The organism is Pseudomonas sp. Q11, from assembly GCF_024494355.1.
Lineage (GTDB): Bacteria > Pseudomonadota > Gammaproteobacteria > Pseudomonadales > Pseudomonadaceae > Aquipseudomonas > Aquipseudomonas hefeiensis.
In genome coordinates, this window is the sequence record NZ_JAKNQY010000003.1 from 167,088 (window position 1) to 183,399 (window position 16,312).

Below are 16,312 nucleotides of genomic sequence, written 5' to 3' on the forward strand. Positions count from 1 at the left end.
CCCAACGTCAGGGGTTCGCAGCCGAGCGGACGGACCGTGACCAGACCCGGTGGTCATCCGCTCAATTCCTGTAGCAAATATTCTTGCAGGGGGGCTTTTGGCCCATGGGCCATCCCTGGCTCCCCAAGAAAATGCCTGATCTTGCATCGCAGGATGCTCTCGTCGACCTGTTCGAACAGATATGGGTGCTCTTCGCCCAGCCACTTGAGCAGGTTATTCAGCAGGCAGTCCGTCGTATCCCCGGCCAGCTCCTGCAACAACAGCGCAGGCACTTCCCACCACGGGAACGTCCGGGCCGGGTGCAGGGCATTTCCCGTGATATCAAAGGACCGACCGTTGATCAGGCAACGGCTGATGGAGGGTAATAGCCGACCGACATCCACCACGTCCGATCGCAGGATGGGCTGGATAAAACGCCCATCCCAAAAGCGGAAAAACACCGACTTGCCACCAGGCAGCAGAACCTGTGTGAGCCCGCGTAAATGTTCGGCAAGGCTTTGCTGGTTGCAAGAGGTCACTGCCAGCCAGCCCCAATCGAGCGAATCGGTCGTCGCGACCCAGTCAAGAAACTCACTGTCCGGGGCGACAGCACCGACATAGGGCATGACCGTTTCCCAGTCGGCGTAAGGCGTATCGGCCCAGATCGGGGTGGGCGCCGAAGTCATCGATCGCCTCCAGGCCATCAGCGGTTTGGCAGTACTGGCGCTGCTGAAAATGGCGTAGAGCTGCTCGGATGCCTGCAAAGGATGCTGCTCAAGCCAAGTGCGGGGATTTTGACCGGTGCTCATGGACGCTCCTGAATATGGGCGGGCTTGCGGGCGACCGACGATGCTCCGCAGACACCCCCCTTGCAACGCTCACACTCCTCGCAGAATGGCGCCTGCCCTTGCAGGCTGAAAACTTGCGCAAGGGAAAGTTGAGCGGCGGCGGCCGCGACAAGTTTTTCGGGACTGCCGGGTGAGCCTGGCGCGGCATTCATGGCCGTCATGGCCGCACCACCGACCTGGATCGGCACGCTGCTGAAAATCCCCCCCGCCCCGATGTTGATCCAATGCCCACCGGCCTGAATGGTCGCGCTGACGCCGCCATCCAGCACCACTTGCTGCCCGGCGCGGACGTGAAATTGCTGGGTGGCATTGAGGGCCTGACTGGTTACCCGAATATGCCGCTCACCGACCACCACCAGATGATCATCCTGCCTGACCTCAGCCTGGCGCTGGCCATGGGTGACGCGCAACTCATCGGCCTGGAGCTCATGCCGCGCGGTGCCGGTGACGACGATGCTGCGCTCGTGATCGACCTGCACCCGCTGATCATGCAGCACATGCTGGGTCCAGTTGCGCTGAGCCCGCAGGTAAATCTCCTCGGCGCCCTTGCGATCCTCAATGCGCAACTCGTTATAGCCGCCCCCGCCAGGGCTGCTCTGACTGCGCAAGACGCTGCGGGTTTGATCCGCCGGCAGGTCAAGGGGCACCGGGTTGGCGCCGTTCGGCAAACAACCCACCACCAGCGGTTTGTCCACGTCACCATCGATGAAGCCCACCAGCACCTCCATGCCGACCCGGGGAATCATCACACTGCCGTAGCGATCATGGGCCCACCCCGTGGCCACCCTTAACCAGCAACTGGAGTGCTCGTCGCGCTGACCGTCGCGATCCCAGATCAGTTGCACCTTGACCCGTCCGTATTCGTCGCAATGGATCTCGCTGTCCACCGGCCCCGTCACCACTGCCGACTGATAACCATGGGCCGGTGGCTTTTCGTGGGACAGGGACGGACGAAAGAAAACGTCCCACGGGGTGGCGAGGAACGTATTGCTGTAGCCCCGGAACTCATCCGGGCTGTCGCTGACCGTTTCCTCCAGCACTTGTGGCTGGCGACCATGGTGGGTGATGTGCGTGAGCAGCCAGAGATCATTCCATTGCGCTCGGGGATGCCCGTTGATTTGGAGGAAGTGCCCAGTGACGAGTGCGCATTGGTCGCTGCGCCCCTCGGCCAGACGGTGGTCGGCGCCATGGCGTTCCAGTGCGTGCTGGGCGAGATGCCTGCCATGGTCGCGGTCGGAAAACCGGCCGGGGTAGCGATACTCCTCCAGAATCGGTTGCTGCTGACTGTCCAGACTGGTTTGCAACAGCAGACCCGGCTTGTGGAAATCGTAGTCACGTAGCGTCACCGCAGTGGTCCGGGTCTGCAGTCGCACAGCCAAGCGCTTGATCGCTGGCTCGTCGGCGGCCATGCCACTGCCGGGCAGATACAACGTCGACTCGGGCAGACGAGGAAACACCGTCTGGTCGTCGCCGAACACCAGCAGATGACCGTCGGGGCTGTGCCGGAAGTGATAGTGGATCCCGACCTCGGCGCAGATTCGTCCGATGAAAACCAGGTCACTTTCACCAAACTGCACACAGTATTCGCGTTCGGGATACTGCCCACCAAGACTGAACTGGAACGCGTCGCCCTGGATGCCGTGATCCTTCAAGATCAAGGTGATGATCGCCGGCACACTCAGATGCTGGAAGATCCGCTGGTTGATGCGGTGCCCCAGGTAAGCCAGGCGCGGCACCAGACTGATCTGGTAATGGGTCAGGCGCTTGCCTGAATCCCCCTGGGCCACGCTGTAAACCTGGCCATGTATGCCACAACCCTGATCACCAAAAGCCAGATAGGCCTGACGATGCAAAAGCTCTTCCAGTGCCAGATCCGGCCGCTCACTGACCAGTTCCAGATCGAAGCAATAAGGTTGACTGATGGCTTCCTTGCCCCTGAACTCAAGCACCTTGAGTTCATTCGGCCCGCTGTCGAGTGCCAGGGTGAAACGCGGTTGGTTGGCAGGCGCGAACATCCGATGTGCCTCTGCTGAATAAAAGCGGCCGATTCTGCATGAGCAACAGGGAGAGTTGATGGGCGGGCATGAAAAACAGATTTGCCTTACATCCAAGGAGATAAAAGCCGCATCGCGCGCTGTGTTTTCCGACAGACATTCCTCGCCTGGCAGTTACCGAAGTCGCCGCACGAAACAATCAGCAACTTCCTACAACCTGACGGCCCCCGGGACTGCAAAAGGCCGTGATAACGTTGTTTTCGTCGCAAAAAAGCCAAGGACGCAACCCATGACGACTCGCTACGCAAAAATCGCAATGACCCTGGCGCTCGCCGCCTTCGCCTTGCTGACCGTGTTCAACAACATCACGGACTACCACTCCAATTTCAATTTCGTCCATCACGTACTGAGTATGGACACCACCTTCCCCGACAATGCCGCGCGGTATCGCGCCATCGACCAGCCTTGGGCATGGCACGGCGCCTACTGGCTGATCATTCTCGGCGAAGCGCTCACCGCAGGCTTGCTGGGCTATGGCGCACTCAAACTATGGCAGGCACGTAAAACCCCGAGCGTGGTTTTCACGCAGGCCAAACGCTGCACCATCATCGGTTTGACGGTGGGTTTCTTCGTCTGGTTCTTTGGCTTCATGGTCATCGGGGGGGAATGGTTTCTGATGTGGCAATCAGAAATCTGGAATGGCCAGGATGCAGCCTTCAGGTTCTACATGGCGCTACTGGGCGTGCTGATCTTCCTCAACCAGCCCGACGCAGAGCTGGATTGATGCCCATAAAAAACGGCCCGTCTCCATGGAGGACGGGCCGTTTTTTTATTTCAGAACCTTCACGCGAGCCATCAAGGCCTCGCTGGAAGTCTTACTGATTCAGGCGGAAATCTTTTTCAGCCGCGTCGAAGCGCTGCAGCATACCGGCGGTAGGCGAGCCCATCTTGCTGACGAAGTAGATAGCCAGGCTGGCGAAGATGAAGCCTGGGATGATTTCGTACAGGCCCAGCAGCTCGAAGTGTTTCCAGACGATCACGGTGATCGCCCCCACCAGGATGCCTGCCAGCGCGCCGTTACGGGTCATGTTTTTCCAGATCACCGAGATCAGGACGACAGGGCCGAAGGCCGCACCGAAACCGGCCCAGGCGTAGCTCACCAGACCCAGGACACGGTTCTCCGGGTTGGCAGCCAGGAAGATGGCAACCAACGCCACCAGCAACACCATGGCACGGCCGACCCAGACCAGTTCCACCTGGGAAGCACTCTTGCGCAGGAAAGCCTTGTAGAAGTCTTCGGTCAGGGCACTGGAGCACACCAGCAACTGGCAGCTCAAGGTGCTCATGACGGCCGCCAGAATGGCCGACAGCAGTACACCGGCAACCCATGGGTTGAACAGCAACTTGGCCAGTTCGATGAACACGCGCTCAGGGTTCTCGGTGACAGGACCGGCCACTTCCGGGTGTGCCGAGAAGTAAGCGATACCGAAGAAGCCGACAGCCACGGTGCCGCCCAGGCAGAGGATCATCCAGGCCATCGAGATACGACGGGCCTTGGCGATGGACTTGACCGAATCGGCAGCCATGAAACGCGCCAGGATGTGCGGCTGGCCGAAGTAGCCAAGGCCCCAGCCCATCAGCGAGATGATGCCGATGAACGTGGTGTTTTTCAGCATGTCGAAAGCGGTAGGATCTTTCGCTTCGATGGCCAGGAACGTGGTATCCACGCCGCCAGTAGCCAGCAGCACGATGATCGGCGTGAGGATCAGCGCGAAGATCATCAGGGTCGCTTGTACGGTGTCGGTCCAGCTCACGGCCAGGAAGCCACCGATGAAGGTGTAGGCAATGGTTGCCGCCGCACCGGCCCACAGCGCGGTCTCGTAGGACATGCCGAAGGTGCTTTCAAACAGACGGGCACCGGCCACGATGCCGGAAGCGCAGTAGATGGTGAAGAACACCAGGATCACCACCGCAGAGATGATCCGCAGCAGGCCGCTGGTATCTTCAAAACGGCTGGAGAAGTAATCCGGCAGTGTCAGCGCATCACCGTTGTGCTCGGTCTGTACCCGCAGGCGACCGGCCACGAACAGCCAGTTCAGGTAGGCACCGATGATCAGGCCGATGGCGATCCAGCCTTCCGACAGGCCGGACATGTAGATAGCACCGGGCAAGCCCATCAACAGCCAGCCGCTCATGTCGGAGGCACCGGCGGACAATGCAGTCACGACGCTGCCCAGGCTGCGGCCGCCCAGGATGTAATCGGAAAGGTTATTGGTGGAACGATAAGCCATCAGGCCGATCAGGACCATTACTGCGATATAGATCACGAAAGTGATCAAGGTGGGATTACTAACACTCATGAGTTACGCCCTGGCTTTGTTTTTATGTAGCGGTGGCAGTAGGAAGCGCCGACAAGACAACCATAGACCTTGTTTGACGTTTCCAGGACCCGCGAATTTATGACTGATGTTTCCCCAGGAAAGCCATCAGCCGATGCCCCTCGACTTCGAGCCGGTTGCACCTTGGCGGCGAATGCTATTCAACAAATGAAATAAGGTGCAACCAGTTTCGCTCGAATAAGTTGCACCTAGTCGGTTTTTTCGCCAAATGACTGTTTTTTGCTCCCTTTTAGTGCGGTATTGACCTCTGCCTAGAATCCAATGCACTAAGCAGATGCGCCGTTCGACCCGCGAATTTTATTTTCCTGATGAGCTGCTTATTTTTTCGACAAAAAAGGGTTGCACCCGGTTGCACCTCGATCAGCTCGCAGCTAATCTTGCCGCCAGCTGATGCCACGCAATACGTGGTAAACATGAGGATAAAAATATGGCTACCACCACCCTTGGGGTCAAACTCGATGACCCGACCCGCGAACGCCTCAAGGCGGCCGCAACCTCGATTGATCGCACGCCCCATTGGCTGATCAAGCAGGCAATTTTCAATTACCTGGAAAAACTCGAGGGTGGTGCAACCCTGACCGAGCTGAACGGTTCGACCCGCGCCGACAACGATGAGGCCGGCGACGTCCAGGCCGACCACGCGCACCAGTGCTTCCTGGAGTTTGCCGAAAGTATTTTGCCGCAATCGGTCCTGCGCGCCTCTATTACCGCCGCTTATCGTCGTCCGGAACCGGAAGTGGTGCCGATGCTGATCGAGCAGGCACGCCTGCCGGTCGACATGGCCGAAGCCACCAACAAGCTGGCCGCCTCGATTGCTGAAAAACTGCGTAACCAGAAGAGTGCCGGTGGTCGTGCCGGTATTGTTCAGGGCCTGCTGCAGGAGTTTTCCCTGTCGTCCCAGGAAGGCGTGGCGCTGATGTGCCTGGCCGAGGCGCTGCTGCGTATCCCGGACAAAGGTACTCGCGACGCACTGATCCGCGACAAGATCAGCACCGGTAACTGGCACCCGCACCTGGGCAACAGCCCGTCGCTGTTCGTCAACGCCGCTACCTGGGGCCTGCTGCTGACCGGCAAACTGGTCGCCACCCATAATGAAGCGGGCCTGACCTCCTCCCTGAGCCGCATCATCGGCAAGAGTGGCGAGCCGATGATCCGCAAGGGCGTCGACATGGCCATGCGCCTGATGGGCGAGCAGTTCGTCACCGGTGAAACCATCGCCGAAGCCCTGGCCAACGCCAACAAATTCGAGACCAAGGGCTTCCGGTATTCCTACGACATGCTGGGTGAAGCCGCACTCACCGAACATGACGCCCAGAAGTACCTGGCCTCGTACGAACAAGCCATCCACTCGATCGGCAAAGCGTCCCACGGCCGCGGGATTTATGAAGGCCCGGGCATTTCCATCAAGCTCTCGGCCCTGCATCCCCGCTACAGCCGCGCCCAGTACGAGCGCGTCATGGAGGAGCTGTACCCGCGCCTGCTGTCGCTGACCCTGCTGGCCAAGCAATACGACATCGGCCTGAACATCGACGCCGAAGAAGCCGACCGCCTCGAACTGTCCCTGGACCTGCTGGAGCGTCTGTGCTTCGAGCCGCAGTTGACCGGCTGGAACGGCATTGGCTTCGTGATCCAGGCGTACCAGAAGCGTTGCCCGTACGTGATCGACTACGTCATCGATCTGGCCCGCCGTAGCCGTCACCGCCTGATGATCCGCCTGGTGAAAGGCGCCTACTGGGACAGCGAGATCAAACGCGCCCAGGTCGAAGGCCTGGAAGGCTATCCGGTCTACACCCGCAAGGTGTACACCGACGTTTCCTACATCGCCTGCGCCCGCAAACTGCTGTCGGTGCCGGAAGCCATCTATCCGCAATTCGCCACGCACAACGCCCATACCCTGTCGGCCATCTACCACATTGCCGGTCAGAACTATTACCCGGGCCAGTATGAGTTCCAGTGCCTGCACGGCATGGGTGAACCACTGTACGAACAGGTTGTAGGCAAAGTTTCCGAAGGCAAGTTGAACCGTCCGTGCCGCGTGTATGCTCCGGTCGGCACCCACGAGACGCTGCTGGCTTATCTGGTTCGTCGCCTGTTGGAAAACGGTGCCAACACCTCGTTCGTCAACCGCATCGCCGACCAGTCAATTTCCATTCAGGAACTGGTGGCCGATCCGGTTGCCAGCATCGAGCAGATGGCGACGCAGGAAGGCGGTTTCGGCCTGCCACACCCGCGTATTCCGCTGCCACGTGACCTGTATGGCAGCGAACGCGCCAACTCCAGCGGCATCGACCTGGCCAACGAACATCGCCTGGCCTCGCTGTCCTGCGCCCTGCTGGCCACCGCCCATAACGACTGGAAAGCCGAGCCGATGCTCGGTTGCGCAGCCAGCGAAGAAACACCGGCAGCGGTGCTGAACCCGTCCGATCACCGTGACGTGGTCGGCCATGTGCAGGAAGCCACGGTCGCAGACGTCGACAATGCCATCCAATGCGCCCTCAACGCTGCACCGATCTGGCAGGCCACGCCGCCGGCTGAACGCGCCGCAATCCTGGAGCGCGCCGCCGACCTGATGGAAGGTGAGATCCAGCCGTTGATGGGCCTGTTGGCCCGTGAAGCCGGCAAGACTTTCGCCAACGCCATCGCCGAGGTGCGTGAAGCCGTGGACTTCCTGCGTTACTACGCAGTGCAGGCCCGCAACGACTTCACCAACGATGCCCACCGCCCACTGGGCCCGGTGGTTTGCATCAGCCCGTGGAACTTCCCGCTGGCGATTTTCAGCGGCCAAGTGGCCGCCGCACTGGCCGCCGGTAACCCGGTACTGGCCAAGCCTGCCGAGCAGACGCCGCTGGTGGCTGCCCAAGCCGTGCGCCTGATGCTCGAAGCCGGCATTCCGGAAGGCGTGCTGCAACTGCTGCCGGGCCGTGGCGAAACCGTCGGTGCCCGCCTGGTGGGTGACGATCGGGTCAAAGGCGTGATGTTCACCGGCTCCACCGAAGTCGCTCGCCTGCTGCAACGCAACATTGCCGGGCGCCTGGACAACCAGGGTCGTCCGATCCCGCTGATCGCCGAAACCGGTGGCCAGAACGCCATGATCGTCGACTCCTCGGCCCTGACCGAACAGGTGGTCATCGACGTGGTGTCTTCGGCATTCGACAGCGCCGGCCAGCGTTGCTCCGCTTTGCGGGTTCTGTGCTTGCAGGAAGACTCCGCCGACCGCGTCATCGAAATGCTCAAGGGTGCCATGGCTGAATCGCGTCTCGGCAACCCTGAACGCCTGTCGGTAGACATCGGCCCGGTGATCGACGCCGAAGCCAAGGCCGGTATCGAGAAACACATCCAGGCCATGCGCGATAAAGGTCGCACGGTTTATCAGATGGCAATCGCCGACAGCGCCGAGTGCAAGCGTGGCACGTTTGTGATGCCGACCCTGATCGAGCTGGAAAGCTTCGATGAGCTGCAGCGCGAGATCTTTGGTCCGGTGTTGCACGTGGTGCGCTACAAGCGCAAGGAACTGGATCAACTGATCAACCAGATCAATGCCTCCGGTTATGGCCTGACCCTGGGCGTACACACCCGCATCGACGAGACCATCGCCAAGGTGATCGATAACGTCCATGCCGGTAACGTCTACGTGAACCGCAACATCGTGGGTGCCGTGGTCGGCGTACAACCGTTCGGTGGCGAAGGCCTGTCGGGCACTGGTCCCAAGGCCGGTGGTCCGCTGTACCTGTACCGCCTGCTGTCGACACGTCCTACCGATGCGATCCAGCAATCGTTCGTCCGTGACGACGCCCTCAACGCGCCAGACCTGCGGTTGCGCGACGCCATGAGCAAACCGCTGACCGCCCTGCAAGCCTGGGCAGACAGCCAGAAGCTCGCCGAACTGAGCGCCCTGTGCGTACAGTTCGCGGCCCAGTCGCAAAGCGGTATCACCCGCCAACTGACCGGCCCGACCGGCGAACGCAACAGCTACGCCATCCTGCCCCGCGAGCACGTGCTGTGCCTGGCGGACGTAGAGGGCGACCTGCTGACGCAACTGGCGGCGGTGCTGGCGGTAGGCGGCTCGGCTGTGTGGCCGGAAACCGATACCAGCAAAGCTCTGTTCGCACGCTTGCCGAAAGAGATTCAGGCGCGCATCCAGCGGGTTTCCGACTGGGCCAAGGACGAAGTGGTATACGACGCGGTCCTGCATCATGGCGACTCGGATCAACTGCGCAGCGTTTGCCAGCAAGTGGCCAAGCGTGCCGGCGCCATCGTCGGGGTGCATGGTTTGTCCCAGGGCGAAACCAACATTGCGCTGGAACGTTTGGTGATCGAGCGCGCCTTGAGCGTCAACACCGCTGCGGCGGGTGGTAACGCCAGCCTGATGACCATCGGATAACAGCAGCGGCAAGTCTTAAGCTGCAAGCTGCAAGCTGCAAGTGAAAGCCAGTGCTCTTACTTGCAGCTTGTAGCTTGTAGCTTGTAGCTTGTAGCTTGTAGCTTGCCGCTTGCCGCTTGCCGCTTGCCGCTTGCCGCTTGCCGCTTGTGCCGCTCTATCACCTCCATCAATCATCCTGTTCAGCCTCTATTGCCACGCCTAGACTCGGCCCATTCCAAAAAAAGGTAAGCCGCCATGTCCGAGACGTTGCTCAGTTCCCGAAATCTGGCTTTCGAGCTGTATGAAGTCCTTGATGCCGAGGGCTTGACCCAGCGCGAGCGGTTCGCCGAGCACAATCGCGAGACCTTCGACGCGGCCATCGGCACCGCCCGCAGCATCGCCGAAAAATATTTCGCGCCGCACAATCGCAAGAACGATGAAAACGAACCGCGCTACGAGGACGGTCAGGCGATCCTGATTCCGGAAGTAAAGCCGGCGGTGGATGCCTTCCTGGAAGCCGGTTTTCTCAACGCTGCACGCAGTTTCGACGCCGGCGGCATGCAATTGCCGACGCTGCTGTCCCAGGCCTGCTTCGCGCATTTCCAGTCGGCCAACGCCGCTTCGACCTCTTACCCGTTCCTGACCATGGGCGCGGCGAACCTGATCGAAAGCTTCGGCAGCGAAGAGCAGAAACAACGCTTCCTGCAACCGATGATCGATGGCCGCTTCTTCGGCACCATGGCCCTGACCGAACCCCACGCAGGCTCTTCGCTGTCGGATATTCGTACCCGTGCAGAGCCGGCATCCGACGGCACTTATCGGCTCAAGGGCAACAAGATCTTCATCTCCGGCGGCGATCATCCGTTGTCGGAAAACATCGTACACATGGTCCTGGCGAAACTGCCGGACGCGCCACCCGGCGTTAAGGGCATCTCGCTGTTTATCGTGCCCAAGTTCCTGGTCAACGACGACGGCAGCCTCGGCCAGCGTAACGACGTGCTGCTGGCCGGGCTGTTCCACAAGATGGGCTGGCGCGGCACCACCTCCACGGCGCTGAATTTCGGCGACAACGGCGAATGCGTCGGTTACCTCGTAGGAAAAGCGCACCACGGCCTGAGCTACATGTTCCAGATGATGAACGAAGCGCGGATTGGCGTTGGCATGGGTGCGGTAATGCTGGGTTACGCCGGCTACCTGTATTCCCTTGAGTACGCCCGTGAACGCCCGCAGGGCCGGGTGCCCGACAGCAAGGACCCCACCACCGCTCCCGTGGCAATCATCCAGCACGCCGATGTGCGCCGCATGCTGCTGACCCAGAAGGCCTACGTCGAAGGTTCGTTTGACCTGGGTCTGTACGCCGCACGCCTGTTCGACGACACCACCACTCTTGAAAGCGAAGCCGAGCGCAGACGCGCCCATGAGTTGCTGGATCTGCTGACCCCCATCGTCAAATCCTGGCCATCGGAGTTTTGCCTGAAAGCCAACGAGCTGGCGATCCAGATTCTGGGCGGCCACGGCTACACCCGCGAATACCCGGTCGAGCAGTATTACCGCGACAACCGCTTGAACCCCATTCACGAAGGCACCCACGGCATCCAGTCCCTGGACCTGCTGGGACGCAAACTGGCGCAAAACGGCGGTGCCGGGCTCAAGCAACTGATCCGCCTGGTGGCCGACACCAGCGAACGCGCCCAGGCGTACGAATCGTTGACGCCTTTGCGCCAACCACTGGAAGCCCTGGTGGCGCGCCTGCAAACGGTCACCCTCGGCCTGCTGACGGACCTGGCTCAAGGCAAGGTCAACAGCAGCCTCGCTAACTCGGCGCTCTATCTCGGGGTGTTTGGGCACATGGTGATTGGCTGGCGCTGGCTGGAACAGGCGATTCGGGCCGAGGAAGGCCTGGCCAAGGGGAACGCGGCGGACACCGACTTCTATAAAGGCAAGCTGCAAGCGGCGCGGTATTTCCTGACCTGGGAAGTGCCGGGTTGTCAGCATGAGCTGGCGCTGCTTGAGGCGCGGGATGATACCTGCCTTGGGATGCGGGATGAGTGGTTCTGATCCGAGCCTTGCAGCGCGGCTCAAGCCCAATCGCGAGCAGGCTCGCTCCCACAGGGATCCTCAGTGAACACAACATTTGCGTTCACAACATATCCACGGTGGGAGCGAGCCTGCTCGCGAAAGCGGTGCATCAGACAAATCAATTGCGATTGACACGCCGTCTTCGCGAGCAAGCCCGCTCCCACAGTTGGGTCTGCGCTAGCCTTCAGCCTTCAAGCCTGTTGAATCGTCTTGGCAATGACCTCGACCGTGGCGCTGACTTGCTCTTGGTAACGGTCGAGTTCCGCTTGATGTTGCTTCTGCATTTCCATCTGCTGCGAACACAGGTTCATGGCCGCCAGCACCAACAGGCGATCACCGATCAGCGTCGGGTATTTCCTTTTAGTGTCGGCCAGGGCGGCCTTGAGCATCGAAGCGGCGTCCAGCAGAGCTTGTTCCTGCCCGACTGGTGCCTTGATTGAATAGTCCTCTCCCAGAATGGAGACGACCGTCACCCCGTCGGCGCCGTGCTTCATGCGCTGACAGGCCCGGCGCTGGCGCGCTCGATCAGGGCCTGAATGCGCGCGGCGGTAGTGCCGTGCAGTTCTTCCTGCTCCATCAAGCTCAGTTGCAGGCTTTCATTATCATCCTTGGCCTTGGCCAGTTCCGCGTTCAGCGTCTCATTCAGGCCGGCGAGGTGACGATTCTGTTGCACCAGGTCGTTGACCAGTTGTTCCAGTTGGCTGAGGGATGTTTCCAACATATTGATTTCCAGGCTTTTTCAAGGGGGCGCGTACGATAAAGAAAAGTCACCGTCAATGCCACGACTTGGGGCGGCGGTGCTTCGCTGGCGAGCTGTAAAGACTGTGAATGGCTGATCTGGTTCCCGCCCTTCGTCGCGCAGCAGGCGCTGCCCTGCGACAAAAGCACGCAGCACCTCAAGACTTTAGTCGTATGACCGATAAGTCAGGGAACAACTGTCACCACCCCCGCACGGACGCGCCCCCTTCCGGTACTTTCCATGTCCCTACGTAATATGAATATCGCGCCGCGGGCGTTCCTGGGGTTTGCCCTGATCGGCGCCCTGATGCTGGCCCTTGGGGTGTTCGCCCTGAGCCAGATGAGCAAAATCCGTGCATCCGGCGAAAGCATCGTCCAGAACAGCGTGCCCAGCATCAAGGCCCTGGATGAATTCACCTCGCTGACCCTGCGCCTGCGCGTGCTGTCCTATCGCTTGCTGGTCAATCGCGAACCGGACATCCAGCAGAAAACCTTCAGCTTGTTCGAGCAACGCAACCAGCAGATCCAAGCCGCCCAGAGCATCTATGAAAAGCTTATAAGCTCTGCGCCAGAACGAGCCGCCTACGATCAATACGTTCAATTGCTCAACCAATACCGTCAGCTCGAAGAGCGGATGAAAACCCTTTCGCGCAACAATCAGCTCGATGAATTGCGAGCACTGCTCAACACTGAACTGCTGAGCAACTCCGACGCGATCAACGTGGCAATCAATCGCCTGGTGGAAATCAACAACCAGCAAGCCGAAGCCCTCGATCAGGGTGCGACCCAACAATATTCAACGGCCTTCAATTGGGTGGTCACGCTACTGGTCATCGCCACCGGCCTGACCCTGCTGTTCGCCTGGTTGCTGACCAACAGCATTACCCGCCCGATCGGCAGTGCCCTGGACGCCGCCGAAGAAATCGCCAAGGGCAACCTGACCCGACCGATTACGGTGGATGGCAACGACGAAGCCGGTCGCCTGCTGCGGGCGATGTCGACCATGCAGGAAAAACTGCGCGACACCCTGCAACGGATCTCCGGCTCGGCTACACAGCTGGCCTCCGCCGCCGAAGAGCTCAACAGCGTCACTGACGAAAGCGCCCGTGGCCTGACCCAGCAGAACAATGAAATCGAACAGGCCGCCACCGCGGTCAACGAGATGACCAGCGCCGTCGAAGAAGTGGCGCGCAACGCGGTCAGCACCTCCGAAGCCTCCAAAGACGCCACTGCCTCTGCGGGTGACGGTCGCGACCTGGTGCAGGAAACTGTCAGCGCCATCGAACGCATGAGCGTCGATGTACAGAGCACCGCCACGTTGATCGGCGACCTGGCCAATGAGTCCCGTGACATCGGCAAGGTGCTGGACGTCATCCGCGGCCTGGCTGACCAGACCAACCTGCTGGCCTTGAACGCCGCCATCGAAGCGGCCCGTGCCGGTGAGGCCGGTCGTGGTTTTGCGGTAGTGGCCGATGAGGTGCGTGCCCTGGCCCATCGCACCCAGCAGTCGACCAGCGAAATCGAACGCATGATCGGCAGCATCCAGAGCGGCACCGAACACGCCGTGGATTCGATGCGCAACAGCACCGAACGTGCCGAGTCGACGCTGAACATCGCCCGCGGTGCCGGCCTGTCCCTGGACACCATCAACACCGCCATCGTCGAGATCAACGAGCGCAACCTGGTGATCGCCAGCGCCGCTGAAGAACAGGCCCAGGTGGCCCGTGAAGTGGACCGAAACCTGGTGAACATCCGCGACCTGTCGGTGCAATCGGCCACTGGCGCCAACCAGACCAGCGCCGCCAGTGCCGAACTGTCGCGCCTGGCCGTGGACTTGAACAGCATGGTTGGGCGGTTCAGCCTTTAACGAAAGGCCAGCCGTGTGCTAGGGGCTGCGCCTATCTGGGATCTACGACATCCAGCGCCCGGTTTACCAATAGCTGACCCAGCTCGATCAACTGTTGCAGCCCCTAGTGCAACGTGCCGTCGAGAATCCTCTAGGTCGAACGCCAGATCGCCAGCCATGGCATTGGCAGAGGCCAAGGTTTCGCTGAGATTGGCCAACAGGCTTTCAGCATCGACGCCCTCCACGACGGTGAACAACTGGTCTGGAGGTGGCTTCTTGTCAGGCTGGACGGGTCTGGGGTTCAGATAGGAATCGATGACACGTTCGGCGTTGGCGTCGGCTGCGATGTCCAGGTGCAGCGGTGGAACGGGTGGGTCGGAGATGAGTTTGTCCATGGAATGCTCCTAACGTAAGCAAGAGCCGCCACGTTCGCTGCTAAACGAGTGGGTGGCAGCCGTGCGCAGGTTAGCAGACCGGTACGTTAGGACACCGGCGCACCCGAGGATGCCCTGCGCATAGCCGCCATAAGAATTCGAGCAATAAGAATGCCCGCATTGAAGGCAGTTGCCATGCGCCTAACGTGACTCCGAGCTGCTAAACCCGACCGCTAATTGGCAGCGGTGGGCAAAGACTAGGCACCGGAATCAGCAGGCGCAAGGGACTGGAATTTTCTAGGAAATGTCCTGCAAGTCAATGGGAAATAATCGCTCCGTCGATTCCTACGATAAGCCCGTTCAACCATTCCACACCCACCATGAGTACCCTGGCGTGGCCGCCGCGTCTGCGCCGTGAACTAGGCCCTGTGGCGAGGGGATTTATCCCCGCTGGGCTGCGTAGCAGCCCTAAAGCAACGAACTCAATCTTCCTGGCACACCGAGCAGCCTGGTTTGGGGGCCGCTGCGCAGCCCAGTGGGGATAAATCCCCTCACCACAAAGGGAGGTACTCGCCTAACTGGGATCACATTGCGGAACTGTATCTAGCAAAAAAATGTTCTTAAATCAGCAGTTTGTGATTTGCCCATGAAAGCTCGCTCCCTAGCAGCAATGAAGTTATTGGACCGCTTGCCCGGCTGATTCAGAAGGCATCGTTGTGACAGCCGGCTCTATAACTTTCGCGGAACGCCCTGTCTCGACATCGCGAATTTCGTAATACCACCATTTCATCGAAGAGATACCATAAAGCCCATAGGTACGACCACCGACCAAATCCACGGTCATTTCAACTGGACGCGAGTATTCGGTTCCAATAGCTTGCTTAACGGAAATTTTATGCCTTCCTGCGCCAAGTCGATACTCGGTTTGGCGGGCCAGCCAATATAACGATGTATCGTCATCGATCTTGGATATCGACAGACTTTTGTCGAACTGCCGAATCGTCGCGACCTCGTCCCAGGGTTTTCCTTCTGCGCTTTTATGCTCGTAATGAATGCAGCCGGTCAAGGAGAAACTAGTCAAACTCATTGCAATAAAGCGCAAAACAACATCATGTCTCATCAATGGCCCTCCAAGGCACTTTATTTCGACTCAGAAAAAAGAAAAAAGGGGAAAATTTATTTAGCAGCTCAGCGATAAACGCCCCTTCCGACTTTTAATTAAATCCGTCCCCTTTCCCCTGAAAGTAAAAAACACCCCTTCAGTTTTTGCACAACTTTACTCATCTCCGCAAGCGGAGGAGTATCGCCCGAGGAATATATACTACACAGCGACATATCTTCAGGATAATCAAAATCCGCATATATCTCTTGAAGCCTACGCAACTTGCTTTCATCGCTCTCAGTGGATTCTTCGATACAAAGCAAAAATGCAAGACGCCATTTATCTATACCGAAAGCAACGTCCTCCCCTTGCAGTTGCCCCTCGATCAACGAGAGAAGTTCTTCATCAGACAAGTAGTCGCCGCCCGCGATTAAAACGACATCCTGACTGTCTTCACCATCTTCAAGCTTATCGATAGCATATTTAAAAACATCATTTCTTTTCACCCATCCCTTCTTGAGCCCTAAATGGATGGTCGACCAGCACACCAATCCTAACTTCGACAGCATGTTGAATGGTGACATAAATTGCTC

At 59.4% G+C, this 16,312-nt stretch carries 10 protein-coding genes and 3 pseudogenes; 5 read left to right on the forward strand and 8 right to left on the reverse strand.

Going from position 1 to position 16,312, the window contains the following annotated elements; genetic code table 11:
- Positions 1 to 53: 53 nt before the first annotated feature.
- Entirely contained in the window at positions 54 to 788 is a 735-nt protein-coding gene (locus MA884_RS04945) for a DUF4123 domain-containing protein (protein ID WP_256229331.1), read from the reverse strand.
- Positions 785 to 2,842 (reverse strand): type VI secretion system tip protein VgrG, encoded by a 2,058-nt coding sequence (locus tag MA884_RS04950; protein WP_256229332.1) that lies wholly within the window; start codon positions 2,840 to 2,842, stop codon positions 785 to 787. The genes MA884_RS04945 and MA884_RS04950 overlap by 4 nt, the downstream gene beginning before the upstream one ends.
- Before the next feature lie 268 nt (positions 2,843 to 3,110).
- Between MA884_RS04950 and MA884_RS04955 the strand changes: the two genes are divergently transcribed.
- On the forward strand, positions 3,111 to 3,605 hold the full coding sequence (locus MA884_RS04955; RefSeq protein WP_256229333.1) for a DUF2165 family protein: 495 nt from the start codon (positions 3,111 to 3,113) through the stop codon (positions 3,603 to 3,605).
- Between the two features lie 91 nt (positions 3,606 to 3,696).
- Here MA884_RS04955 and putP read toward each other — a convergent pair whose 3' ends face one another.
- A complete protein-coding gene (gene putP, locus MA884_RS04960) occupies positions 3,697 to 5,181 on the reverse strand; it encodes a sodium/proline symporter PutP (RefSeq protein ID WP_256229334.1) in 1,485 nt (494 codons plus the stop codon).
- Positions 5,182 to 5,647: 466 nt separating this feature from the next.
- Here putP and putA point away from each other — a divergent pair, with 466 nt between their 5' ends.
- Entirely contained in the window at positions 5,648 to 9,601 is a 3,954-nt protein-coding gene (gene putA / locus MA884_RS04965) for a trifunctional transcriptional regulator/proline dehydrogenase/L-glutamate gamma-semialdehyde dehydrogenase (RefSeq protein WP_256229335.1), read from the forward strand.
- 234 nt (positions 9,602 to 9,835) lie between these two features.
- Complete coding sequence (locus MA884_RS04970; protein ID WP_256229336.1) at positions 9,836 to 11,638, forward strand: acyl-CoA dehydrogenase; 1,803 nt, start codon at positions 9,836 to 9,838, stop codon at positions 11,636 to 11,638.
- A gap of 212 nt (positions 11,639 to 11,850) precedes the next feature.
- Here MA884_RS04970 and MA884_RS04975 read toward each other — a convergent pair whose 3' ends face one another.
- Positions 11,851 to 12,153 carry a cell division protein ZapA gene (locus MA884_RS04975; protein WP_256229337.1) on the reverse strand — a complete coding sequence of 101 codons (303 nt, stop codon included), beginning with the start codon at positions 12,151 to 12,153 and terminating at the stop codon, positions 11,851 to 11,853.
- Positions 12,150 to 12,380: a hypothetical protein gene (locus MA884_RS04980; RefSeq protein WP_256229339.1), complete on the reverse strand. Its 231-nt coding sequence runs from the start codon at positions 12,378 to 12,380 to the stop codon at positions 12,150 to 12,152. The genes MA884_RS04975 and MA884_RS04980 overlap by 4 nt, the downstream gene beginning before the upstream one ends.
- A 324-nt stretch (positions 12,381 to 12,704) precedes the next feature.
- On the opposite strand from MA884_RS04980, the pseudogene MA884_RS27970 reads away from it, so the two are divergent.
- Positions 12,705 to 13,361, forward strand: a pseudogene (locus MA884_RS27970) (MCP four helix bundle domain-containing protein); the annotation flags it as partial.
- A gap of 303 nt (positions 13,362 to 13,664) precedes the next feature.
- Positions 13,665 to 14,264: pseudogene (locus MA884_RS27975) on the forward strand (methyl-accepting chemotaxis protein); the annotation flags it as partial.
- A 31-nt stretch (positions 14,265 to 14,295) separates the two neighbouring features.
- On the opposite strand, the pseudogene MA884_RS04990 reads toward MA884_RS27975, so the two are convergent.
- The 3 genes and pseudogenes from MA884_RS04990 to MA884_RS05000 all read right to left on the reverse strand — a co-directional run bounded on the left by MA884_RS04990 (position 14,296) and on the right by MA884_RS05000 (position 16,303).
- Positions 14,296 to 14,638, reverse strand: a pseudogene (locus MA884_RS04990) (DUF6124 family protein).
- A gap of 655 nt (positions 14,639 to 15,293) precedes the next feature.
- Positions 15,294 to 15,737, reverse strand: coding sequence for a hypothetical protein (locus tag MA884_RS04995; protein ID WP_256229342.1), 444 nt, complete (start codon positions 15,735 to 15,737; stop codon positions 15,294 to 15,296).
- A 98-nt stretch (positions 15,738 to 15,835) separates the two neighbouring features.
- A complete protein-coding gene (locus tag MA884_RS05000) occupies positions 15,836 to 16,303 on the reverse strand; it encodes a DUF2247 family protein (RefSeq protein ID WP_256229343.1) in 468 nt (155 codons plus the stop codon).
- Positions 16,304 to 16,312 lie beyond the last annotated feature (9 nt).

Coding starts and splice junctions, on each gene's coding strand:
- MA884_RS04945 (WP_256229331.1), bottom strand. CDS start 788: ATGAGCACCGGTCAAAATCCCCGCACTTGGCTTGAGCAGCATCCTTTG.
- MA884_RS04950 (WP_256229332.1), bottom strand. CDS start 2,842: ATGTTCGCGCCTGCCAACCAACCGCGTTTCACCCTGGCACTCGACAGC.
- MA884_RS04955 (WP_256229333.1), top strand. CDS start 3,111: ATGACGACTCGCTACGCAAAAATCGCAATGACCCTGGCGCTCGCCGCC.
- putP (WP_256229334.1), bottom strand. CDS start 5,181: ATGAGTGTTAGTAATCCCACCTTGATCACTTTCGTGATCTATATCGCA.
- putA (WP_256229335.1), top strand. CDS start 5,648: ATGGCTACCACCACCCTTGGGGTCAAACTCGATGACCCGACCCGCGAA.
- MA884_RS04970 (WP_256229336.1), top strand. CDS start 9,836: ATGTCCGAGACGTTGCTCAGTTCCCGAAATCTGGCTTTCGAGCTGTAT.
- MA884_RS04975 (WP_256229337.1), bottom strand. CDS start 12,153: ATGAAGCACGGCGCCGACGGGGTGACGGTCGTCTCCATTCTGGGAGAG.
- MA884_RS04980 (WP_256229339.1), bottom strand. CDS start 12,380: ATGTTGGAAACATCCCTCAGCCAACTGGAACAACTGGTCAACGACCTG.
- MA884_RS04995 (WP_256229342.1), bottom strand. CDS start 15,737: ATGAGACATGATGTTGTTTTGCGCTTTATTGCAATGAGTTTGACTAGT.
- MA884_RS05000 (WP_256229343.1), bottom strand. CDS start 16,303: ATGTCACCATTCAACATGCTGTCGAAGTTAGGATTGGTGTGCTGGTCG.